The organism is Alkalihalobacillus sp. R86527, from assembly GCF_042466185.1.
Lineage (GTDB): Bacteria > Bacillota > Bacilli > Bacillales > Guptibacillaceae > Guptibacillus.
The window spans coordinates 3,063,220-3,084,471 of record NZ_JAXHBW010000001.1; the positions used below are offsets into that span (position 1 = coordinate 3,063,220).

A 21,252-nucleotide genomic window follows, 5' to 3' on the forward strand; every position below is an offset into this window, starting at 1 on the left:
ACCAAAAAAATTTGGGAGGTTTTATTATGGTAAGAATGCTAGCCGCACTACTCGTAACTGCACTATTTTTCACTGGTTTCCAGAACCCTGCACTCGCTGAGGATCATGGAAAGCCACCTGTAGAGGAGCTTGAAGAGCAGTTTTCCAATCTTTTTAACGTCGAGACTGAAGAAAATAACTATGTAAAAGACTACGATACACTAGCAGAAATGAGGAAGGTCTTCGAAAATATCATGACTCCAGACCTTGCAAAAAAGACAGTTGAGACGTTCTTTAAAGAAGTTGATGGCAGACTAATGTTTTTACCCCAAGATTCCGAGGCGAAACTTCTTAGTGATGTAGACTATGAACTAAGAAAAATTGACGATAACCACTACAAACTTTTACAAACAGCTGAATTAGAGATATATGGCGGGACTTACAGACTAGAAATTGACTATATCTACGAATCGGGAAAGTGGATTTTTGCAGACAGATCTCGTTTCGATAATGTAGAAGAGGAAACTACGGGCGATGACTCAACAAACACTACTAACGAAGACACAACTGGCGACAAACTACCAAACACAGCAACTTCCCTTCCAACATCTATGATGATCGGCGGCGGAATCATGCTTGCAGGTGCATTTCTACTCTTAGCTAGAAGACGCTCAAAAGCATAATATACTATAAGACTACTATTAAAAAAGCAGCTGGAAAATTCCAGCTGCTTTTCTTTATGTGCTCATCCCGCCTTTGATTGGTAGGATACTTCTTGTTTATTACCTTTCACTTCAGCCTTAGCTGCCTTAAAGAACGAATACCCCATCATCAAGATAACGAGCGAGAACGGAAACGCTGCAATGATGAGCATGTTCTGTAACCCCTGCGTGCCTCCAAAGTAAATAATGATGGCTGCCATCGCAGATAGACTGAGCCCCCATAATATTTTCACTGGCGCAGCTGGATTCAATGACCCTGTTGTGCTGAGCATGCCTAGCACGAACGTTGCAGAATCCGCTGATGTAATGAAGAAAATCGCAATGACAAAAAGCGTTATATACGTCATAAGCGTACCGAGTGAATACTGCTCCAAGACCGCAAACGTGGCGGTTTCAAGAGAATAATCCGAGATCATCGCGATTCCCTGTTGCTGAAGGTCAAGTGCTGACACACCGAACACAGCGAAAAAGATGAAACAAACGATGGAAGGTACAAACAGAACGCCTAGCATGAATTCTTTTATTGTACGACCTCGTGATATTCTCGCGATGAAGATCCCTACAAACGGTGACCATGAAATCCACCATGCCCAGTAAAATACTGTCCAACTCTTTACCCAAGACTGGCTGTCTTCATCATTTGGATTCATGTTAAAACTCATATCGAAGAAGTTTGTAAAGTATCCTCCGATTGTATTCGTGAACATGTTCATGATGTAGAGCGTTGGTCCAACGATAAGCAACATGATCAGTAATACAAATCCTAGACCCATGTTGATATTACTTAAATATTTAATCCCCTTACTGATCCCTGACCATGCCGATGCAATAAATAGAATCGTCGAAACGACCAGGATAAGGAGCTGCATACCAAAGTTACTTGGTGTTCCGAAAAGAAAAGCTAATCCTTCATTAATCTGAGCTGTTCCAAATCCCAATGTTGCAGCTACCCCAACGACTGTAGCGACAACCGCAAGCGTATCGATCAGTGTTCCTGCCATTCCTTCCATTCTTTTCTTACCAAAGAGGGGGATAAGTGTCGCACTGATTAACCCTGGATATCCTTTGTGGAATTTGAAATAAGCTAGAACGAGCGCAACTAGCGCGTAAACGGCCCAGGCGTGAACGCCCCAATGGAAGAAAGCATACTCAAGAGACTTCTGAATTGCTTCAGGTGTCCCCTCTTTCCCAGTCGGACTGCTTTTAAATGCGTGCGAGATCGGCTCAGCAGTCGTCCAGAATACCATCCCCATTCCCATACCAGCACTAAAGAGCATCGCGAACCATGTCGCAAGCCTAAACTCCGGCTTCTCATTCTTCCCACCAAGCTTAATGTTTTTGAATGGAGAAAAAATTAAATAGATACAGAACCCTAAAATAACCATAACAATCAATAAATAATACCAGCCAAACTGAGTTGATAAGTAGCCTGTCACGGTTGATGTGACACTTTCTAGATTAGTTGGAGCCACCGCTCCCCATAGGACGACGAGTCCACAAATCAATAATCCATACCAAAAAACCGACGTAACGTTCTTCAATAAATTCACCTCATAATTAGTATCTTTTAAACCTTTGTAAGACAAAAAGCATCATTTCGAATTAGCTCCCTCACCTTTATTACCCCAAAAACCTACTATGTAAGACAAAAATTTCAAAAAACCTTACGTAAGAAAAATTTACCACATGCATCCCCTTCTATTACAAAAACATCACAAAAATTAATTTTTTTACAAAATTTACGTTTAACTCCCCAGTAATCCCGGAACATAAATTATGGAACAAATTTTAAGGAGGTTTTACATTGTTTCGATTCATTTCTGCACTTGTAGTAGTTGGTCTACTCTTCTTAGGCATCAACAATCCTGTTCATGCTGAGGACCACGGAAAACCGCCGGTGGAAGAACTGGAGAAACAATTCGATCAGTTGATCGAGCTTGAAACAAACAAGGAGAACGAAGTAAAGAAGTACGACTCGATTGATCGACTTGAGCAAGAATTCAAAAGCATAATGGTTTGGCCGCTAGCTGATCATTATGTTGATACGTTCTTCGAAGAGCGAAATGGTAAACTCATCAAAATCGCACGTGACGGCCCCGTAAGACTCCTTGACAACAAAGATTACACCCTCGAGAAAATCAATGAAAATCACTATAAACTCACTCAACCAAACGAAAACAATATGCGCGGTGAATATACGTTAACGATTCACTATAAATATGAAGCTGGGAAATGGGTATTTGCTGATCGAATGAATCATGTTGCAAATGACTCATCTGGTGGCGAAATGCCAGACACTGCAACGAACTTGCCACTTACGATGGCTTTAGGTAGTACAGTCATGTTAGCAGGCGGACTGTTGCTCATTGCAAGAAAACGTGTAAACGCTTAATTATACATCCAATGTGATAAGCGGTTTGATACAACCGTGAAAGAATATAAAATGATTAAGGAGGTTCTAAATTGTATCGCTTTCTTTCTGCACTCGTAGTTGCTGGTCTTGTCTTTATGGGAATGAACACGCCTGTGTTTGCTGACAATCACGGTGAGCCGCCTATAAAGGAAATGGAGCAGAAGTTTCATGAGCTCATTCATCAAGAAACCAATGAAGACGGCATTGTGAAAAACTATGACTCGAAAGATCGTCTTGAACAGGAATTTAATCAACTTATGCTTCCGGAAGCTGCACGCTATTACGTAGACACGTATTTTAAAGAAGAAGATGGAAAGCTTTATCTTAAGTCGATGGATGCACCAGTTGAAGTAATGTGGGACAAAGACTATACCTTAGAGCAGATCGATGATCAAAACTATAAGCTAACACAAACTGGTGAAAATGAACTGCGCGGAGAATACACGCTAACGATCCATTACACGTATGAAGTAGAAAAGTGGGAATTCGCTGATCGCACTGTAGAAAAAGGTGCGACGGAGGACACTGGCGGAGAAATGCCAGACACTGCTACAAATCTTCCGACAATGATGGTGATCGGTAGTGGTGCAGTGCTAGCTGGTGCAGTTGTGCTAGTAGCAAGAAGACGCGTAGGGGCATAATAACAAAAGGGGTCAGGCACGTGCCTGACCCCTTTTCTTTATTAATCACGAAACCCACCATCCGAATGAATAATCTGCCCAGTGACCCACTTAGCTTCTAAGCTTGTTAGAAACCCGATCAAACGCGCTGCATCCTCTGGCGTACCGATTCGGCCTGTCGGGAACTTCCTCTTGAGGAAATCTTGCGTTTCTTGATCCATGCTACCTGAGTTCGTTGGACCAGGATCGATTGCATTTACAGTGATCTCTTCAGGCGCAAGCTCAGTCGCAAGGGATCTAGTAAATGCAGAGATCGCGCCCTTTGACGTGATGTAAGCAAGGTTCCCGCCAACTGGACTTTTATCCTGACCAGATACTAGATTCACAATTCGCCCGCCAATACGTGTCCCTTCTAACCTCTTCGCAAATTCCACTGTTAGCATACAAGTTCCCTGCACGTTAACAGCACAGTGTTTACCGAGAATATCTGCTGTGAGTTCTTTATAGCTCACCTCTTCACAGTGCGTAGCATTGTTAACGAGAATCGTAGGTTTCCCAAGCTCACTTTCAACTTTGTCTAGTAGAGTCTGAGGGGCGTAGTGGTCGGTTAAATCAAGATTCATATGACCAACGTTTACACCTTTTTCACGTAACTCACTCGCAAAACGCTCTGCCCACTTATGATCAGCATCTTCATATCCTGTCGCATGATCATAAGGAGTGAGATGAGTGAAAAATACATGATTTCCTTTCAGTGCAAGCTCACGACAAATCGCCGCACCAATTCCTTTCGGTCGGCTCGCTCCTGTTACGATTGCAATTCCTTTATTCACAAAAACCGCTCCTTTTTATGCTTAAATCAAGCTAGTTAAGAGATGTTTGATGTTCTCTCGTCCACCCTATCCCCCAGTATTTATTCAACTCTTGCTATATGACCTAACTCTCCGTAATGCTGAATTCTTAGGTATTCTCCCCAAACTCGTTTTCTTCCTTCTTCTGAATCCATCCAATTATCTCGTCCACTTTTGTATGACAGGTTTCATTTTCGTCGCTCCCTAGTTATTCATGTAATAGATTGGTCGTTATTCAAGTGATCAAGTAGAGTTGGCAAATCCATCAAGTCATCGACAACCCCATCTGCATCTACCGTTTCAGAGTGGTCATCTCTTTTCCAAACTGCCTTCATTCCTAGATTGCTAGCTGCACGAACATCGTTGTCAGGATGATCACCGATAAACATGCTTTCTTGTTTAGACGCATTAAGCTTTGTTAACGCTCGATGAAACAATTTCGGATCAGGCTTCCTCAACCCTTCCCATTCTGAAATGAAAATAGCATCGAAGTACGCTTTAATTCCTAATGCATCTATATTGTTCATCTGAAACTGCCCGTATCCATTCGTAATCATGCCAAGCGAGATATGACGTTTTTTCAATTCCTCTAACATAGGGATGAGATTAGGGAAAGCTACACAGTGATGTTGAAACTCAGTTATGTAATCGTGAAGCAAGTCATCCCATGTCACACTCTTCAACTCTAATTCTGAAACCATTTGTTGAGAAACTTTATCCTTCCAGACGTAGCCTCGTTGCTCAAGGTCAATAAATCGATCAACATACTCCTGCTTCGGAATGTGACTCACTACGTCTGATAACCTGTCATACTGATCGTCAATAAATGCCTTCACTGACGCATCACGATTCAGCAATGTTCCATCTAGATCAAATAGAACTGTCTTAATCATGTCTTTCCTCCTTTCCAAAGAAAAAGGTGAAGACCACTGACTTCACCTCAGATTGTTGAGAAAGTCTTAAAGACCAGCTGCACGGATAGTGAGGCGATTTCCGCTCCAGGATGCTCGCTTTCCGCGGGGCGGGCGGTGAGTCTCCTCGTCGCTTTCAAAACGCTCCTGTGGGGTCTCACCTGTCCCGCACGTCCCGCTGGAGTCGAGCATCCTTCCGCTCCAATCAGCATTAATATGTGGTTTTGAAAACAAGAAAAGCCATTAAAACACAAATTACTTTTAGGAAAATAAAACAGAGGGCTACTTAATCAGAATGAGTAGGAAAGTTTGCTTTGATTGATTGCTACGGCATAGGGAACATATTAATCAAGTTTCTCTACAAAAAAAAGTGAAGACCACTGTCTTCACCTTACTCCCAAACATCCTTATCATCTGGCAAGATGAGTGCTGCTGCCACATAAACGATAATCATCGGGACACCAACCATGAGAAGGGTCAGTACGATAAAAATGATTCGTAACAAACTTGCATCGATGTTCCAAACCTCGCTTAGTCCACCTAGCACACCAGATAGCTTCCGGTCTTGTGTCGACTTATATAACTTCTTTTTCATACGAACATCCACCTTTCTTTTAGGTACTTGTCTCTCTTTACGTTTCCCATTAGGAAAAGGTTTCATAATGGCTACGAGATATCTGCCTTCGTCTCCTCTTCACGAACCAAATGATTTGAAGAAGCTTCTTTAACATGAAGGGAGATCGTAACGGTAGTGCCTTTTCCTACTTTACTTTCGAACCTAAGATGACCTTCCATCGCACTAATGATACTATGGGTGACCATCATGCCGAGGCCTGTCCCTTTTTCTTTCGTTGTAAAAAATGGTTCGCCGATACGTGAGAGCTGTTCTTTAGTCATCCCGATACCTGTATCAGAAATCGAAATGATCACTTCACGTCCTTTTTTACTCGCGATGACCGTTAACGTCCCACCACCTGGCATTGCCTCGATCGAGTTTTTCAAGATATTCATAATGCATTGCTGGAATTTCTTTTTCTCATATTCAATAATCGTTGAAGGGAGATCAACATGCGTATTGATAGTGACATCATTCATCGTTGCTAAGGGATGGATAACGTTAAGACTTGATTCTAACTCTCTTTCGATCTCGATCACATCGAACTTTTCTGGGTAAGGTTTGGCAAAGGTCAGGTAGTCGTTTATTATATCTGTCGCCCTGTCGATTTCTTTAATAGCGAGATCCATGTACCCTTTTGTTTTCTTATCGTCCACATCACTATCGATCAGTTGGAGGAACCCTCTGCTTACGGTCAATGGATTTCTCACCTCATGAGAAATACTCGCAGCAAGATGGCTCGCGACCTTTAACTTCTGTCCTTCCATAACTGAATTCAATAAGTTGAACTGCTTGATGAACACTTCATAGACGAGAATGGCTATAACGATTCCAAGAACAGACGCAATGTTGAACATGAACCATACCTCTGTAGATATTCCAGTATCAAAGAATGCAAGGGAAAACCCAGTTGAAGCCCACCCTACAACACTATCGATCAAAGCAGCTAATAGAAGTTTATGTTTTAAGCTAAGTTTCTTGAATTTAGGAGATAAGAAAGAAATGATGATTGCGATGCCGCCAAAAAAGATAAGTGTCGGAATAAAACCAGATCCACCCAGCGAATAGCGAAACCCGAGTGTAACGATCAAATATCCGAACGCAACCCAATGCCCACCATATAACCCTCCCAAGATAAACGGAATCCTCCGTAAATCCAAAATAAATTCATCATTGAATATAATAGGATACATCATACAAAAGATGATCGATATGCCTGGAAATATCGTGAGGATCCATTTCGAAGATCGTTTCAAAAAGTTTGTATGTTGCAGGAGATAGAATATCTGTATAATGCTCAACGGGGCAAAAACCACCAAAAGATTTAATAGCACGCTCTTAGCCGTCAATAGCAATGGTTTCACCACACAATTAGATTTATTAGGTTTCCACTACTATAGATTCTGCCCCTAAAGTCCCATTCCTCTTTTACTAATACATCGTTTATAAAAGTTTTCAAAAGAGTATAATAGTCCCCTTTTCATCTTTAGTGCAAAAGAATCTCCTTTCAGACAGCACTTACCATTTCACCCAATTTAAGCATATTTCCGATAACACGCGTAAACATCCAATTCCTTCTCCCATTTCGTTACTCTTTTTTCATAATTCATCCCGAGACCCTTTGCAACTTTCACTGAACGGTCGTTGAGTGGATCAATAAGGGAGATTAGCCGATCGCCTTTCATCTTCTGAAACCAGTATGTTTTACAAGCTTGTGCAGCTTCTACAGCAAAGCCTTTTCCCCAATACCTTTTCATAAATAAATAGCCAATTTCAACTTCCATATTACCTTCGACTTTTTGTAGAACAAGACCACATTGTCCTAGGCAAACACCCGTACTCTTTTCTTCAACGATCCAAAGCCCAACACCATACTTACCATAATTCTCTCTTGTCCATTCAATCCACTTTATGGTTTCTTCACGATTTTTCAAGCCTGAATAATACCTCATCACGTCAGGATCCTGAAACATTTCCAAGAGAGATTCGACATCATCACGGTACATTTCTCTCAGCACGAGTCGATCTGTTGTAAGAATGATATTCTTCATACCATCACTCTCCTTTTGAGAGGAAAAGTCTTTCTTTATACTATGCCTCGTTTGACTAAATTCATGTTTGCATGGAGAGAAATGCAATAGCGCACTAAAAAAGGAACTCCATGAGCTGAAGTTCCCTTGTCTTATTCAATTATCTAATCCTTCACCCCGTACAAACCATCACAACGTTTCCATCTGGATCTTCAACTGTGAAAAAGGAAAGATCATCGAAATGGATAGGCTCGGATACAATTTTATATCCGAGTTTTTTTACGTACGTATACGCCTGATGAATATCATCAGTATGGAAATTAAAGATAGGATGCTTAGAAGGATCGACCTGTTTCCGTTCTCCTTCAGGTCCAGCATCGAGTACAACCCCAGTATGATGGTCGATCTTTAGGTTATAAACGGGCTCACAAACATCTTCTAAGTCGACCTCTTGCCCCAATAGCTTCGTATACCACAACACAGAGCGCTCTAAATCAGTGACATGAACAAAAATCGTATGTACTTTGTTTGCGATTGGACTGATCATATCATTCATCCTCCTTGTGTCGATGTGAAAGCGGGGACGCCTACCCTCGGTAAGCGTCTTTCTCACCTATTTATTCTCTAACTTTGCAGAAAAGAAACCTAGGGCTGCACCAAGGATGGCACCGCCAAGAACCTCAACAGGCTGATGGCCTAGAAGTTCTTTCAATTCCTTTTCTCTTTCAACAAATTCAAAGCTAGCAAATTGACCTGAACTTGATATTTCTGCAATATTATCTTCGAGATCATTCACAAGTTGAGCGATCTCACCGGTATGCCTGCGGATTCCTTGAGCATCATACATGACGATTACGCCAAAAATGGCTGCTAGAGCGGTTTCTGTATGACGTGACCCTTTGTTCGAAGCGATATACGTCGCGAGCGCCGACACCCCTGCTGAGTGAGAGCTTGGCATTCCACCAGTAGTTGCAACTTGTTTCACATCCCATTCTCCCGTTAACCGTTTGTACGTAAGGATCTTCAATCCTTGTGCAATCGCAATTGAGGATACCGCTGTTAATATTCCTCGATTCATTTTCTGCATCTTTTCAACCTCCACTTAAGCTATCATTCTTTTATTCCCAATACCCTAAGTAGAATGGTTTTATTCGGTAGATTCTAGATTCCCTAACATTAACTCGTGATGTTTACAGGTATTTTCATACAAAATGAATCATCACACATACCACTACCCTGCTTTCACAACTTTCTTTGAAGGTTTCTTCCTTCTATATTTCTGTCCAACTACTCGGATGATAGGCGTACCGATGATGGTTGGTAGAAACCAGTAGTAGATGGTCGGAAGCTCGTTCAGAACTGGAATCTTGGACACATTGACGACTAGAGTCGCCGTTACGATACCAATATAGGAACCTAGCATTCCGCCGATGTGGAGCGTTAACCATTTCTTTGACTTTTTCTTTTTCACAGATAGGAACCCTAGTAAAGCAAGTCCATATGAAAACAATGCGATATAGAAAAGATACTGACTTTCTTGCCAGTGAATGATCGCCATGAGAACGGCTGTAAGAAACACCGCCACGTATGACGCATGATAGAGTTGACCAACATTCGTGTGCTTCCCCTTTCGTTTCTTGAACGCCATCGCAAACACACCGCTGATCAAACAAATTGATCCCGCTAAAATATGTATACCTAACAAAACGCCCACTAAAAACCCTCTCCACTCTTTTCGATTTCACTCCTCACGTTTTTCAGCCAATAGGTTCTCATTCCGTTATTTACGATCGTCGATTGGTTTGGGACTTGTTTCACAAGGAGTATGAAACTTAATAGATCCACTGAAGATGCGGCAGCATTCAGTAGAATCAAGACTTTCATCGTTGTCGTCAACAAGCCAAACCCACTGAGGACAAGTGGCAGGAGAATGGATAGAAGGATAAAAGGTGCCACTGTGATCAGGATGTACCGGCCTTTTGATATACGTTCTTCACTTACAACAAAACCTCCAAAAGCTGTTACCCCAACAACGGTTTTATCTGATTTCATAACGTTTGGGATGAACACTAAATGAAAGAGCTCATGAATGATCAGAAGCAGCACGATACCGATTAGAAAACCTGTGTGAAGCGTAAAAGTGATGGAGCTTGCAGTGATCCCGAACTCTCGTAACGAGAGCGAAGAAACCGTCATGATGACTAGCGCACTCAACAATGCCGTCATGATCATCATGGGTATCGAGAACAGAATCGCTTGCGTAGGATTCCGCGGTTCTTTTAACGGAGTCCATCCGGACGTTACTAATTCGTTATGAACATGATCATCGCCCTTAGGAACCTTACTTTGAAATTTCATCGTATCCTCCCATTGCCTACTCCTTTTCTAAAAACGCCGATGATAGAATTAGAGCGATTCCAAGTGCGATAAAGGCAATCATAATCGACGATGTTGCGCGATCCAAGAAGACTAACGTAAGACCAGCAAGAAGAAACACTAGTCCAAGAAATACGTTTATTTTTCCTAGTAAAGACACTCTTTTCATATTGCTTACGCTTCCTTTCTCTTTAAAGTCTGTCACCTCTTCAAAAGACGCCACTACACCCATTCGCTTTTTACTACTCATTTCCTTTTTTTGGTGAAAAAAAGACATTTCCCAATAGGAAATGCCTCGATCTCTAGTTTACTAATCTATTCTTATCCTTCCAAAACGATTTTCGAATCACGACCTTCTGGATTTTTCCCGATGCCGTTTTCGGAAGTTCGTCGATGAACGACACACTTTTCGGTGCTTTAAAATGAGCAAGCTTTTCACGGCAAAATGCGATCAGTTCATCTTCCGTTAAAAGCTCACCTTCACGAAGTACAACAACCGCATGCGGACTCTCTCCCCATTTCTCATCCGGTTTTGATACGACTGCAGCTTCTAGAATAGAAGGATGTTCATACAGCGTCGCTTCAACCTCGATAGAAGAAATGTTTTCTCCACCGCTAATGATCACGTCCTTCTTTCGATCAACAATTTCGATATTTCCACCTTCATCAACCACCGCCATATCTCCTGTATAGAGCCACCCCTCACGGATTGCCGCATTGGTTGCTTCTGGATTCTTATAGTATCCTTCCATTACTCCGTTCGTACGGGTCACAATCTCACCGATTGCTTTTCCGTCATGTGGAACTTCATCGCCTAGTTCATCAAAGACTTTCACTTTGCTTCCGATCATCGCATACCCTGCTTTTGCTTTTAGGCGATACCGTTCTTCTGACGGTAGATCTAAGTCCATCGAACGCAGTTCAGATGTCGTGATCAGCGGTGAGATTTCAGTCATGCCATAAACCTGAATGAACTTCCATCCAATGCCTTCTTCTACTTTTCTCACAAAAGCAGGAGGTGGCGCTGACCCTGCGATTACCACGCGGACGTCTTGTTCGATTTCAGGCTTTTCTTCTTCGAAAGCCTCGATCACCATATTCAATACCGTCGGCGCCATATGTAGAATCGAAACACCATGCTTTTTGATTTTATCTAAAATAAGGGAAGGATCTGTTTTCCTGAGCATCACCTGCGTAGCTCCGTTTGCTGTGTAGTAAAATGGCGACCCCCAGCCGTTCACATGAAACATCGGAAGAACATGGAGAAGTGTATCTTGATCACTTACTCGAAGGTGGTGCATGGAGGACATGGCATGCAGATAGTTTGAACGGTGACTTAAGAGGACTCCCTTTGGATCTCCCGTTGTTCCACTCGTGTATAACAACGATGCGATATCATCTTCCTCTAGTTCTGTCCGTTCGAAAGCTTCATCTGAAAACGTCTTAAGCCAGGGCTCATAGGCACGCCCACCATCCTGCTCATTTCCGTGAACAAACACATGCTTAAGATTCGGAAGAAGCGGCAACACATTTTCAACAAGTGGAAACAACTCTTCATCTACAAAGAGTGCTTTACTTTCACTATGTTCCAAAATAAATTGATAATCAGTCGGTTTGAGACGTGTGTTCAATGGCGTCATGATCGCCCCTACTTGGAACACACCATAAAACCCTTCTAACATTTCGGTCGTATTTGGAGCGAGATAGGCTACTTTATCGCCTTTTTCAATCCCAAGTGCTTGGAGTCCACGTGACAGCTGGTTCACACGGCTGTTCAACTCGTTATACGTTAAAACACGCTCATCATCAATAATGGCAGGCTTTTCTCCATATAGGTCGACAGCTCGATCAAGAAAGTCAGTTAACACTAACGGTACGTTCATCACATCTACTCTCCCTTATGAGAATTTAAAGCGTTTACATACTATTCTAATAATTCAACTGTTATATATCAACCATAAATAGTAAAACAGAAACTATAACAACAAAAAAAGCGACTCATAGTGAGCCGCTCTCCCTACTATTCATCAATCTCATAAACAAGCGTATCGAACAATTTCTCATCCAAGTATAACAACATTGCCCATTCACCCTTTTTCGGGACTTTAACAGAAGACGGTGCATGCGAATCCGCTCCGTTGTTTTCTCCCATCACTGGAATCGTCCAAGCTTCATCTAAAATCTGATGAACAGTTCCGCTCTCACGGTGGTAACCGACAACAGTTAACTCAGCCTCCTCCACTCCCCATAGGTGCCACATCCATTTCTGACCTTCTAAACTCGGTTGGTCCATCCCGATGACACCAGATTTATTTTCATTCCCTATTATATTCCTACTTCCAAACGGCTCGGCTTTCTTTTCCCAGTCGATCTCCTCAAAATCTTCTTCCTGTACATATTCCGGAGCCTCGTCTGGTATCGTCACGGCTTGTTTATTCGACGTACACCCTGCTAAGACAACGAAGAGTAACCCAAGAACTAAACTCCAACTTCTCATCTCTTTTCACACCTTTCGAAACCATTCGTCTTTACCCCCATCTTTCATCTTCTACTGCATATCATCCAAAACCTTCCATGCCCATCCATTTTGTTTTCATCTTCAGCTGATTTTCATTATACTTTTGATAGGAAGGTTGGAAAGGGGACAAATGAATGAAAGCTATTCGTATTGAATCAGAAGAGCAGTTAAAGCAAGCTTTTGAGATAAGAAAAACCGTATTTATCGACGAACAGGGGACTCCGGAAGAAGAAGAATACGATGCCTTCGACAGTCTACAAGCTGACGCGGAGCATATTCTTATCTTAGACGGAGAACGCGCAGTCGGAACGGGTAGGTGGCGCCTTCACGATGGCTACGGGAAACTTGAACGCATTTGCATACTTCCTTCCTATCGCAAACGAGGAATCGGGAATAAGATCGTTCACACGCTTGAAGAGTTTGCCACAAAACAAGGAATCACAAAAGTTAAGCTACATGGTCAAGTACAAGCCGAAACGTTTTATCACAAGCTTGGGTATAAGACGGTTTCTGACATGTTCATGGAAGACGGCATCCCTCATATCCTTATGAAAAAAGCACTTTCTGAAACATTTTGATTCACATTTACGTAATAAAAGAAAACTTCGTCAATAGAAAGGAAGGCTAGAATGAGAAGCGGAAATCCTGTTTTAAAGAACGACATCTTTCGGAACACCGGTGAACAAGGAGACACCATGACACTCGGTGGTACTGTTGGAAAGACCTTCGTACTCTTTCTCTTCTTACTTGGTACTGCTCTTTATACCTGGTATCGCTACTCACAAGGAGAAGACATTTATACGATGATGGTGATCGGAGGAATCGGGGCACTCGTAATGGCTCTCATTACGGTGTTTGTTAAGAAAGCCGCACCGATCACCGGTCCAATATACGCAGCTCTAGAAGGATTCGCGGTAGGTGGGCTATCAGCCATCCTTGAAAACAAGTTTCCTGGTATCGTCATCCAGGCAGCAGCATTAACGTTTTCAGTCATGGGCGTGCTGTTATTCCTCTATGCAGCAAGAATTATTAAAGTAACGAAGAACTTCAGGTTGATGGTCGTCTCTGCGACACTTGCCATCTTTGTTGTTTATATCATCGATCTTGTACTGAACATGTTTACAAGCGCGACAGTGCCGTACTTGCATTCAAGCGGTGTGATCGGAATCGGCATCAGCGTTTTCATCGTTGCTGTCGCAGCTCTTAATCTCGTATTAGACTTTGACTTTATCGAAAGAGGCGTCGACGCCCGCGCACCTAAATACCTCGAATGGTACGGAGCGTTTGGTCTTATGGTCACACTAGTATGGCTTTACATCGAGATTCTTAGACTTTTACAGAAAATAAGAAGATAGAAAAAGAACGCCCTGCATGTCACTGCAGGGCGTTTTCTCTATCACATAGCCTCATGTTTTTTCTCTTTCTTCCATATAAAAAGAAAATAAATACCCATCCCGATGAAAATGAGAAGGCTTGACGCGATTATTTCTGTACTTTCCTTAAAATCCGCTACCTTTAAAAACAAATCAGGAAGAAAAACGATGCTCGCAATGATGATCATCACCCATGTTTTCGTCCAAATGGATAATCCAATGATAAGAAGCACTGCAACTACTGCTGAAATTATGTTCCATGTCGGATTAAACGTGACCGTAGGTGTCATAACAACATCATCTAACAAAAGCATGCCTAGTATGAGAACAGTCGGAACTGCGCCGACCAAGCCTAATAGTGTCCACATCAGCGTCTTATTTCCGCTAGACGTAGCAAGGCGCCGAAACGTTAGTGAAATCAATCCTATATAACTGATTATAATGACCGGATAACTAATGAGTTGAAGCAGCGAAGCTTCGATGCCTCCTCGAATAACATCGCCTAACATGAGAAATGCAATTGCTCCCATCATAACCATCAAACTATACTTCAGCATGTCTTTTCGATCAAACGGCATTTCCTTTGAAAGCTGTTTCATGTATTCCTTTGGTGATTTTCCTATGATGTCACTTACATCTTTCCCAGCTTTTTCTGCTTGAAGCAAATGATCGTTTAGTTCACTTATAATGCTTTCGATCTCCTCTTCGTTCTTACCACTCGACATTAAATAGAGTCTTAGATTAGCTAGGAATTCTTGACTATGACTAGATAACCCCATTACCCTTCCTCCTCTAACAAGCGATCAACGCTTTTTGATAGTGACTCCCACTTTTCTTTGAAGGCCGCTAGCTCCTCTTCCCCCTCGCTCGTCAACGCATAATACTTTCGCTTTGGACCTCCAGATGGTAATTGCTTTTGTGACGTAACGACTAATCCCTCTTTCTTCATGCGTAGCAAAAGAGGATAAATACTTCCTTCTCTCACCATGTTAAATCCATACTCATTCAGCTTTTCAATCATTTCATACCCGTACGTTTCACCTTTTCCAATAATGGATAACAGGCATCCTTCTAATATTCCTTTTAGAATTTGACTCGAAGACATCTTCCATCTCTCCGTTTCTTGTTCCATCTATATTGTTATACAAGGTAGATGGATAAAAAATAACTACATTGCATTGCAATGTAGTTATAGTATACCTAAGTTTTCCAGTTATGCAAATGGTTTTTCAATATATTTCCTTAATACTATGGTTATCAATAGATTAAAAAAAACGATTCTTGTACTTCCTTTTACAGTATGCAACCCCCGTTAGAAAGCTTTTTTCTGATAAATAACCTGGGAGACAATCCAAGATATCACATAACCGGTCAACACACTTAGTGCTGCTCCAGTATATAAAGCCTGTAACGGCAGATTCAAAGAAAAATCTATTAAAGGCGTTAAATTATCCTTCAAATATAAAACGATTGAAGGTCCAATACCTGCCAAAACAAGAAATGATATCAGTACAATTGTAAATATATAACCTTGCTTAAAAATATAGAACATCGGAAAGGTCAACGCAGAAAATGATAAGAACAAGCCGATCCCAAATGCGATATCCTTAATCGTAAACGGTTTATCTAATAACCATAACGCAAGACTCGATAATGCAATCGCTAGAATCATATAAACAATTGCACCGAGATAACGTGAAGCAATGATTTCCTTTCGCGTATATGGCAAGGAATTCAATAAAACGTTTGCCTCAGCTTTTTCATCATAAGCATAAGCATTGAAAGGGATAAAGATACTTGCTACGAGAAAAGTTAAAACTGGGTGTGAATTCATAACGATAAAAAATAATATAAAAGGAATAAAGAACAGTAACTGTCGTTTCTGTAAAATAACATCACGTCTAATAAGATTGAACATTCACCTAGCTCCTTTCATATGATACATGATCTCTTCCAGAGATGCTCGCTCAATGATAACACCTTCACCAAAAGTATTTTTAACAGCATTAACGTTATCTGTTAGGGCTTCAAACCCTGTTGATGTACGATAAATATTTACAAAGTCCTGTTCTGTGTCTCTATCTAAAAGCTGTAATCCGCCTTTTACTATCGCATATTGTTCAGAAATATCTTCAGAAGTTTCATGAAATACTAGTTTTCCGTTCTGGATAAATGCTATGTAATCTGCAATGCGATCAAGATCTGAAGTAATATGCGTGGAGAAGAAAATAGTTCTTTTAGCATCCATCATAATCTCTTGCAAAAGTTGCAATAGCTCTCGTCTAAAGTTGGGATCTAACCCAGCTGTTGGTTCATCCATAATAATTAACTCTGCATCATGAGATAATGCAATAGCCAAGGAAGCTTTCATCTGCATTCCTTTTGAGAAGGTTTTTATCGCTTTATTAAGAGGTAGGTCAAACTGTTCAACATAGTTATAAAATAAAGAATCATCCCATTTTTTGTAAGCTGGTCCTACAATTCGTTTTATATCTTTTAAGTTCAATCCTTCAAAGAAAACATTTCCATCGTACACAAATCCAATCCGTTCCTTTATCTCCTTTTCATGCGTTTTGAAGTCCATTCCAAACACTTTAACTTCTCCATTATCAGGCTTTAATAGATTCATCATCATTTTTATCGTCGTCGACTTACCTGCTCCATTTTCTCCAATAAAGCCCGTAATGAAGCCTTGCTTCACTTGTAAATCAATGTTTTCAACAGAGAAACTCTTAAATTTCTTTGTTGCATTTTTTAATTCAACCACATTCTTCATCCGTTCACTCCTCATATAACGTAATCAATAATTCTTGTAGTTCATCCAGCGAAAGCCCCATTTCACGACCATTTATTATTACGGTAGATAACTGGTCTTCAATGGCTTTAAGCTTTTTCTCTCTAATGACCTCCAAGTTCTGTTCCGCAACGAATGATCCTTTTCCTACAATGGAGTAGATAAATCCCGCTTTCTCAAGCTCATCATAGGCACGTTTCGTAGTTATTACACTAATATGTAAGTCTTTTGCTAACTGACGTATTGAAGGTAACGCAGTTCCCTCATTCAGTTCACCTGCTAATATAGAAGTTTTAATTTGATTCGTAATTTGTTCATATATCGGCTCCTTAGATTTATTGGAGATAATTATTTGCATGCAAATCCCTCTTTTTTATATTCTCGCTCTCGCGACATAATGTATATATACTCTATATACATTATATACACAGCTTTTACCCTCTTGCAATATTTAATTGGATATTTTTACATATAAAAAGAACATGTTTTGAATACTCTCAAAGCATGTTCTTTTATAATAAGGTTATTGTTGATTACGATTTCATATCAGTTTCATCTGTTTAGATTGCTTTACTGAAGTTTCTATACGGTACTTTTGTTAGTACATATACATCTCACAAACCCCACATCAAAAAATGATATGATTGAGAAGAAACATACTTTTGATAAGGAGGCGTTCCAATGGATTACAAAAAGATCGATTTTAAAGCAGATCGTTATTATGTGGGGCTAACCTATCCTGGTTCCTTATCCCCTCAACGTTTAGAGGAAGTCGATCTCCCGTCCTTCTGGATGACATTCTCAGAACAATTCATGAATCGTCATGTTAGTCACCTTGTTCAGAAGGAAGAAGCAATTGGATATATGGAGCGTACGCAACATTCTAATTATGCGTACACGGCAGCATGTGAAGTAACAGAATTCGGTGAAACGAGCGATTTTGATAAAATCGTCATTCCAAAAGGAACATACTTGTCGTTCGAAATCAGCTTTCAGGACAAAGATCGAGAAATTCAGTTTGTCTATGATTTTGTACGAAACAATTCAGATAGTATTGCTGACCTTTCGTATTGCTTCGAATATTATCCGGAATCTTTTAATCACGAGGACGAACATACGTCACTCTATTTCATGGTCCCTCTTAAAGAAAAGTAAATCATCAACGAGTTTTTGCCACTGAGGAATTCACCCGGACCTTAGCGGGAGCGACTGTTGGCTTAGTGGAACTTCTCCCTTTAACAAGCTTCAACGTTGCCACGATCAGAAAACTCACGATTACTAATAACAACCATGAACTGACTTTCCCAAGATGAACGAGACTCCAGGCCTCTCTCTGATTCGGATATTCCCATGCACTAAAAAAAGTAGCGATGTTTTCGGCGATCCAAATAAAGAAACCGATAAGTACAAAAGAAAGCGCAATCGGCATTCGATATTTCTTCCCTCCAACTTCGTATCTGACCCATGATTGAAAAAAGACAATGATGACAAGCGCTGACAACCACCAGCGTATATCGATCCAAAAGTGATGAGTGAAGAAATTCAAATAGATTGCTGCGGCTAGCGGAACGACTACCCAAAATGATGGCCACTCTACTAGTTCTACGCTAAGCCTTCTCCACGCCTGACAAAGATAACTCGCGACACTTGCATACATAAACCCGCTATACAAAGGCACTCCAAAGATTTTAGAATACCCTTCCGCTGGATACGACCATGACCCCATGTGAACCTTGAAGAGCTCTAAAGCAAGACCGATAAGGTGAAACAACGTAATAACTTTCAATTCATCGCGTGTTTCAAGACCTGAGCGAATCATCCACCACTGCATCAGGAGACAGATGAGAAGAAGCCAGTCATATATTGGTAAAAGTGGAAGAGGTACGAATTTCGTTATCGCTAAGGAAGCGAAGATGACAACAGGAAACAGGCAAGATAGAGCTTGCGCCCACCCGAAACGAACGAGTTGTTTAAGTGGTTCCATCATCTCCTATTTGTCCTTTTCATTTTTATATTCCAAAATATCACCAGGCTGGCATTCTAACGCTTCACAAATCGCCTCAAGTGTAGAAAACCGAACTGCCTTCGCTTTTCCATTCTTCAAAATCGATAGATTCGCCATCGTGATCCCTACCCTCTCCGAAAGTTCAGTTACACTCATTTTCCTTTTCGCTAACATCACATCGATGTTGATAATAATCGCCATGTTATTCACCTCAAACCGTTAATTCATTTTCAGATTTGATTTCGATCGCACTCTTTAATAATTTTTGGAGAACTGCTGCAAACACTGCGATTACAAGAGAAGCAAAGATAATGATCATCCCGATTACGATAACACCAGGTGCATCCTCCATTTGTCCGACAAAATAAAAGAATGGCATAACGAATACATACACCACGCTAATCGTAGCTGCGCAAAACTTAATCGTTCGCAATGCCTTTACAGATAAGTCTGAGAAAGCATGATCTTTATCGATATAGCTTAGAAGTTTTAGAGCCTGATAAAGTGCGATAAAGAACGGAATCGCGGCCACGTACATCCCTATGAATAATGGATAGAGAAAAGAAACCATATCTGTTTGACTTCGTTTTGCTTCAGTAATGATCGATGGAATAGCAAAAATACAAAGTGCCAGTACACCTACTCCAATAAAGTAAACAACCACCCTCAAGAAATTCGTTGAACCCAGTTTCATTCGATACACCTCGCTTGTTTGTTATGTTGAATATAACCTATCATTTATCGTTTTTCAATAAATACTTATCATTTTATAATATGATTTTATTGTTAAGGTATTCAAACCCACCTCATTTCTCGACCATTTCATAAAAAAAAGCTCATTCCATATTGGAATGAGCCTCCATTATCTCTCACTTATCGCTGAATATGGATTCGAGTCCCCTTAGAAACGTTTCACGCCACCAAAGCACATCATGTCCACCATTAAACACTTCGTACGTAACGTCATAGTCTTTTCTCATAAGCGCCTGATGAGTTTGTTTATTCGCATCTTGCAATGCGTCCATTTCTAATCTTCCTGCATTCATATAAATCCGCACAGGGTGCTTTGCCTCGGTCTCTATGTAATGTACTGCCCAATATTCATCCTCTATTTTCTTGTGATTGAATGAACCTGATTGAGAGATCACATTACCAAAAAGGTCTGAACGCGTTAATACACTATAAAATGCCGCCAATCCACCTAAGCTCGCTCCACATAACGCGATATCTTTTGGATTTCGACTCACTTTAAACCGACGATGTACCCAGGGTAATAATTCATCTGAGATAAACTGTGTGAACCGCTCATTCCCATTAAATTCAGCAAAACGATCAGGACTATCCACTCCGATCATGACGGTTGGAGGCAATTTTCCTTCTTCATATAAATGGTCGATCATCGTAGGTACTGGGATAGCCTCTGTATATTGAAAACCATCGAATACAATCACTACATTCTTTGGAATCTCATTGGTTTCAATCGGATCATAGATCCATATGTCCCGTTCGTTATGCAACAACTCACTTTTGAACACTTCTTTATATAGTTTATGATTCTCAGTGGGTAACGACATTGAAGAAAGGTACTCATTCGCCTCTACATAAGATAACTCTGTAGATATACCATCAGGCGATTCAGAAAACACCATCTTCTTACGGTTTAACGGGTCCGTCATCAAGTGTTTAAACCTTTCTCCCCAGTTGTCTCCATATTCATCATTCACCGAAAAATAGTATGTGCTTGCGAAGGAAGTGCGTGTGAGAAAAGATTTCACCCAGATCTCACTACCTTCGATTCTCGTCATTTCACCTTTCTGTAACTCCCAACCTGGGAAACTACCTAATACGTGCACTGATGAAGTCTTATCGTTACCAATGTATATAAAATGAACTTCAATTCCGTCATCAACGCTATTCACAATTGGGGTATCCAGTGACTTTAGGTAATCGATATTGATTTCCTTGATATAAGGACTTTGTATTTCTTTTATATTCATAACATCCCCCCACACTCGTCACCCGCATCCTTGAGGGTGCGGGTGAA

General features: G+C 40.9%; 28 protein-coding genes. 6 read left to right on the forward strand and 22 right to left on the reverse strand.

The annotated features are described in order from the left end of the window. Nucleotides 1–26: 26 nt before the first annotated feature. Nucleotides 27–662 carry an LPXTG cell wall anchor domain-containing protein gene (locus tag SJY16_RS15955; RefSeq protein WP_377890697.1) on the forward strand — a complete coding sequence of 212 codons (636 nt, stop codon included), beginning with the start codon at nt 27–29 and terminating at the stop codon, nt 660–662. 62 nt (nt 663–724) lie between these two features. On the opposite strand, the gene SJY16_RS15960 is transcribed toward SJY16_RS15955, so the two are convergent. Next, nucleotides 725–2,242, reverse strand: coding sequence for a BCCT family transporter (locus SJY16_RS15960; RefSeq protein WP_377890699.1), 1,518 nt, complete (start codon nt 2,240–2,242; stop codon nt 725–727). 263 nt (nt 2,243–2,505) lie between these two features. Here SJY16_RS15960 and SJY16_RS15965 point away from each other — a divergent pair, with 263 nt between their 5' ends. Continuing rightward, nucleotides 2,506–3,093: an LPXTG cell wall anchor domain-containing protein gene (locus SJY16_RS15965; RefSeq protein WP_377890700.1), complete on the forward strand. Its 588-nt coding sequence runs from the start codon at nt 2,506–2,508 to the stop codon at nt 3,091–3,093. Nucleotides 3,094–3,164: 71 nt separating this feature from the next. Continuing rightward, complete coding sequence (locus SJY16_RS15970) at nt 3,165–3,755, forward strand: hypothetical protein (protein WP_377890702.1); 591 nt, start codon at nt 3,165–3,167, stop codon at nt 3,753–3,755. A gap of 41 nt (nt 3,756–3,796) precedes the next feature. Here SJY16_RS15970 and SJY16_RS15975 read toward each other — a convergent pair whose 3' ends face one another. The 12 genes from SJY16_RS15975 to SJY16_RS16030 form a co-directional block, all read right to left on the reverse strand. Continuing rightward, entirely contained in the window at nt 3,797–4,567 is a 771-nt protein-coding gene (locus SJY16_RS15975) for an SDR family oxidoreductase (RefSeq protein ID WP_377890704.1), read from the reverse strand. 230 nt (nt 4,568–4,797) lie between these two features. Then, nucleotides 4,798–5,478 carry an HAD family hydrolase gene (locus SJY16_RS15980; protein WP_377890706.1) on the reverse strand — a complete coding sequence of 227 codons (681 nt, stop codon included), beginning with the start codon at nt 5,476–5,478 and terminating at the stop codon, nt 4,798–4,800. A 409-nt stretch (nt 5,479–5,887) separates the two neighbouring features. Continuing rightward, nucleotides 5,888–6,091: a PspC domain-containing protein gene (locus SJY16_RS15985; protein ID WP_377890708.1), complete on the reverse strand. Its 204-nt coding sequence runs from the start codon at nt 6,089–6,091 to the stop codon at nt 5,888–5,890. Between the two features lie 71 nt (nt 6,092–6,162). Beyond that, nucleotides 6,163–7,479 carry an ATP-binding protein gene (locus tag SJY16_RS15990; RefSeq protein ID WP_377890710.1) on the reverse strand — a complete coding sequence of 439 codons (1,317 nt, stop codon included), beginning with the start codon at nt 7,477–7,479 and terminating at the stop codon, nt 6,163–6,165. Between the two features lie 168 nt (nt 7,480–7,647). Then, complete coding sequence (locus SJY16_RS15995; RefSeq protein ID WP_377890712.1) at nt 7,648–8,163, reverse strand: GNAT family N-acetyltransferase; 516 nt, start codon at nt 8,161–8,163, stop codon at nt 7,648–7,650. A 151-nt stretch (nt 8,164–8,314) separates the two neighbouring features. After that, on the reverse strand, nt 8,315–8,698 hold the full coding sequence (locus SJY16_RS16000; protein ID WP_377890714.1) for a VOC family protein: 384 nt from the start codon (nt 8,696–8,698) through the stop codon (nt 8,315–8,317). Between the two features lie 57 nt (nt 8,699–8,755). Further along, complete coding sequence (locus SJY16_RS16005) at nt 8,756–9,229, reverse strand: divergent PAP2 family protein (RefSeq protein WP_224883230.1); 474 nt, start codon at nt 9,227–9,229, stop codon at nt 8,756–8,758. 144 nt (nt 9,230–9,373) lie between these two features. Next, on the reverse strand, nt 9,374–9,790 hold the full coding sequence (locus SJY16_RS16010) for a DUF2306 domain-containing protein (RefSeq protein WP_377892296.1): 417 nt from the start codon (nt 9,788–9,790) through the stop codon (nt 9,374–9,376). Nucleotides 9,791–9,855: 65 nt separating this feature from the next. After that, a complete protein-coding gene (locus SJY16_RS16015; RefSeq protein ID WP_377890715.1) occupies nt 9,856–10,500 on the reverse strand; it encodes a DUF3267 domain-containing protein in 645 nt (214 codons plus the stop codon). Between the two features lie 16 nt (nt 10,501–10,516). Continuing rightward, nucleotides 10,517–10,768, reverse strand: coding sequence for a hypothetical protein (locus tag SJY16_RS16020; RefSeq protein ID WP_377890716.1), 252 nt, complete (start codon nt 10,766–10,768; stop codon nt 10,517–10,519). 52 nt (nt 10,769–10,820) lie between these two features. After that, nucleotides 10,821–12,401: a long-chain-fatty-acid--CoA ligase gene (locus SJY16_RS16025; RefSeq protein WP_377890717.1), complete on the reverse strand. Its 1,581-nt coding sequence runs from the start codon at nt 12,399–12,401 to the stop codon at nt 10,821–10,823. A gap of 137 nt (nt 12,402–12,538) precedes the next feature. Then, on the reverse strand, nt 12,539–13,015 hold the full coding sequence (locus SJY16_RS16030) for a hypothetical protein (RefSeq protein ID WP_377890719.1): 477 nt from the start codon (nt 13,013–13,015) through the stop codon (nt 12,539–12,541). A 155-nt stretch (nt 13,016–13,170) separates the two neighbouring features. Here SJY16_RS16030 and SJY16_RS16035 point away from each other — a divergent pair, with 155 nt between their 5' ends. Further along, complete coding sequence (locus SJY16_RS16035) at nt 13,171–13,614, forward strand: GNAT family N-acetyltransferase (protein WP_377890721.1); 444 nt, start codon at nt 13,171–13,173, stop codon at nt 13,612–13,614. Nucleotides 13,615–13,665: 51 nt separating this feature from the next. Further along, nucleotides 13,666–14,391, forward strand: coding sequence for a Bax inhibitor-1/YccA family protein (locus SJY16_RS16040; RefSeq protein WP_377890723.1), 726 nt, complete (start codon nt 13,666–13,668; stop codon nt 14,389–14,391). Between the two features lie 41 nt (nt 14,392–14,432). On the opposite strand, the gene SJY16_RS16045 is transcribed toward SJY16_RS16040, so the two are convergent. The 5 genes from SJY16_RS16045 to SJY16_RS16065 form a co-directional block, all read right to left on the reverse strand. After that, nucleotides 14,433–15,188 (reverse strand): DUF1129 family protein, encoded by a 756-nt coding sequence (locus SJY16_RS16045; RefSeq protein ID WP_377890724.1) that lies wholly within the window; start codon nt 15,186–15,188, stop codon nt 14,433–14,435. After that, nucleotides 15,188–15,514, reverse strand: a complete 327-nt coding sequence (locus SJY16_RS16050; protein WP_377890726.1) for a PadR family transcriptional regulator — start codon at nt 15,512–15,514, stop codon at nt 15,188–15,190. Before SJY16_RS16050 ends, SJY16_RS16045 begins: the two co-directional genes overlap by 1 nt. Nucleotides 15,515–15,721: 207 nt before the next feature. Further along, nucleotides 15,722–16,327 (reverse strand): ABC-2 transporter permease, encoded by a 606-nt coding sequence (locus SJY16_RS16055; protein WP_377890728.1) that lies wholly within the window; start codon nt 16,325–16,327, stop codon nt 15,722–15,724. Then, the gene (locus SJY16_RS16060) at nt 16,328–17,185 is read right to left on the reverse strand and encodes an ABC transporter ATP-binding protein (protein ID WP_377890730.1); all 858 of its coding nucleotides are present in this window, start codon (nt 17,183–17,185) and stop codon (nt 16,328–16,330) included. Nucleotides 17,186–17,189: 4 nt separating this feature from the next. Beyond that, nucleotides 17,190–17,561 (reverse strand): GntR family transcriptional regulator, encoded by a 372-nt coding sequence (locus SJY16_RS16065; protein ID WP_377890732.1) that lies wholly within the window; start codon nt 17,559–17,561, stop codon nt 17,190–17,192. A gap of 323 nt (nt 17,562–17,884) precedes the next feature. Between SJY16_RS16065 and SJY16_RS16070 the strand changes: the two genes are divergently transcribed. Beyond that, a complete protein-coding gene (locus SJY16_RS16070) occupies nt 17,885–18,358 on the forward strand; it encodes a GyrI-like domain-containing protein (protein ID WP_377890733.1) in 474 nt (157 codons plus the stop codon). 4 nt (nt 18,359–18,362) lie between these two features. Here SJY16_RS16070 and SJY16_RS16075 read toward each other — a convergent pair whose 3' ends face one another. The 4 genes from SJY16_RS16075 to SJY16_RS16090 form a co-directional block, all read right to left on the reverse strand. Beyond that, complete coding sequence (locus tag SJY16_RS16075) at nt 18,363–19,187, reverse strand: DUF817 domain-containing protein (protein ID WP_377892298.1); 825 nt, start codon at nt 19,185–19,187, stop codon at nt 18,363–18,365. Nucleotides 19,188–19,193: 6 nt separating this feature from the next. Next, nucleotides 19,194–19,409, reverse strand: a complete 216-nt coding sequence (locus SJY16_RS16080) for a helix-turn-helix domain-containing protein (RefSeq protein WP_377890735.1) — start codon at nt 19,407–19,409, stop codon at nt 19,194–19,196. A 10-nt stretch (nt 19,410–19,419) separates the two neighbouring features. After that, nucleotides 19,420–19,902: a DUF2975 domain-containing protein gene (locus tag SJY16_RS16085; RefSeq protein ID WP_377890737.1), complete on the reverse strand. Its 483-nt coding sequence runs from the start codon at nt 19,900–19,902 to the stop codon at nt 19,420–19,422. A gap of 175 nt (nt 19,903–20,077) precedes the next feature. Then, a complete protein-coding gene (locus SJY16_RS16090; RefSeq protein WP_377890739.1) occupies nt 20,078–21,205 on the reverse strand; it encodes an alpha/beta hydrolase-fold protein in 1,128 nt (375 codons plus the stop codon). Between the last annotated feature and the right edge of the window lie 47 nt (nt 21,206–21,252).

Coding starts and splice junctions, on each gene's coding strand:
- SJY16_RS15985 (WP_377890708.1), bottom strand. CDS start 6,091: ATGAAAAAGAAGTTATATAAGTCGACACAAGACCGGAAGCTATCTGGT.
- SJY16_RS16025 (WP_377890717.1), bottom strand. CDS start 12,401: ATGAACGTACCGTTAGTGTTAACTGACTTTCTTGATCGAGCTGTCGAC.
- SJY16_RS16030 (WP_377890719.1), bottom strand. CDS start 13,015: ATGAGAAGTTGGAGTTTAGTTCTTGGGTTACTCTTCGTTGTCTTAGCA.
- SJY16_RS16000 (WP_377890714.1), bottom strand. CDS start 8,698: ATGAATGATATGATCAGTCCAATCGCAAACAAAGTACATACGATTTTT.
- SJY16_RS16040 (WP_377890723.1), top strand. CDS start 13,666: ATGAGAAGCGGAAATCCTGTTTTAAAGAACGACATCTTTCGGAACACC.
- SJY16_RS16050 (WP_377890726.1), bottom strand. CDS start 15,514: ATGTCTTCGAGTCAAATTCTAAAAGGAATATTAGAAGGATGCCTGTTA.
- SJY16_RS16020 (WP_377890716.1), bottom strand. CDS start 10,768: ATGAGTAGTAAAAAGCGAATGGGTGTAGTGGCGTCTTTTGAAGAGGTG.
- SJY16_RS16015 (WP_377890715.1), bottom strand. CDS start 10,500: ATGAAATTTCAAAGTAAGGTTCCTAAGGGCGATGATCATGTTCATAAC.
- SJY16_RS16070 (WP_377890733.1), top strand. CDS start 17,885: ATGGATTACAAAAAGATCGATTTTAAAGCAGATCGTTATTATGTGGGG.
- SJY16_RS16080 (WP_377890735.1), bottom strand. CDS start 19,409: ATGGCGATTATTATCAACATCGATGTGATGTTAGCGAAAAGGAAAATG.
- SJY16_RS16005 (WP_224883230.1), bottom strand. CDS start 9,229: ATGCAGAAAATGAATCGAGGAATATTAACAGCGGTATCCTCAATTGCG.
- SJY16_RS16035 (WP_377890721.1), top strand. CDS start 13,171: ATGAAAGCTATTCGTATTGAATCAGAAGAGCAGTTAAAGCAAGCTTTT.
- SJY16_RS16085 (WP_377890737.1), bottom strand. CDS start 19,902: ATGAAACTGGGTTCAACGAATTTCTTGAGGGTGGTTGTTTACTTTATT.
- SJY16_RS16045 (WP_377890724.1), bottom strand. CDS start 15,188: ATGGGGTTATCTAGTCATAGTCAAGAATTCCTAGCTAATCTAAGACTC.
- SJY16_RS16055 (WP_377890728.1), bottom strand. CDS start 16,327: ATGTTCAATCTTATTAGACGTGATGTTATTTTACAGAAACGACAGTTA.
- SJY16_RS16010 (WP_377892296.1), bottom strand. CDS start 9,790: ATGGCGTTCAAGAAACGAAAGGGGAAGCACACGAATGTTGGTCAACTC.
- SJY16_RS15980 (WP_377890706.1), bottom strand. CDS start 5,478: ATGATTAAGACAGTTCTATTTGATCTAGATGGAACATTGCTGAATCGT.
- SJY16_RS16060 (WP_377890730.1), bottom strand. CDS start 17,185: ATGAAGAATGTGGTTGAATTAAAAAATGCAACAAAGAAATTTAAGAGT.
- SJY16_RS16090 (WP_377890739.1), bottom strand. CDS start 21,205: ATGAATATAAAAGAAATACAAAGTCCTTATATCAAGGAAATCAATATC.
- SJY16_RS15955 (WP_377890697.1), top strand. CDS start 27: ATGGTAAGAATGCTAGCCGCACTACTCGTAACTGCACTATTTTTCACT.
- SJY16_RS16065 (WP_377890732.1), bottom strand. CDS start 17,561: ATGCAAATAATTATCTCCAATAAATCTAAGGAGCCGATATATGAACAA.
- SJY16_RS16075 (WP_377892298.1), bottom strand. CDS start 19,187: ATGGAACCACTTAAACAACTCGTTCGTTTCGGGTGGGCGCAAGCTCTA.
- SJY16_RS15995 (WP_377890712.1), bottom strand. CDS start 8,163: ATGAAGAATATCATTCTTACAACAGATCGACTCGTGCTGAGAGAAATG.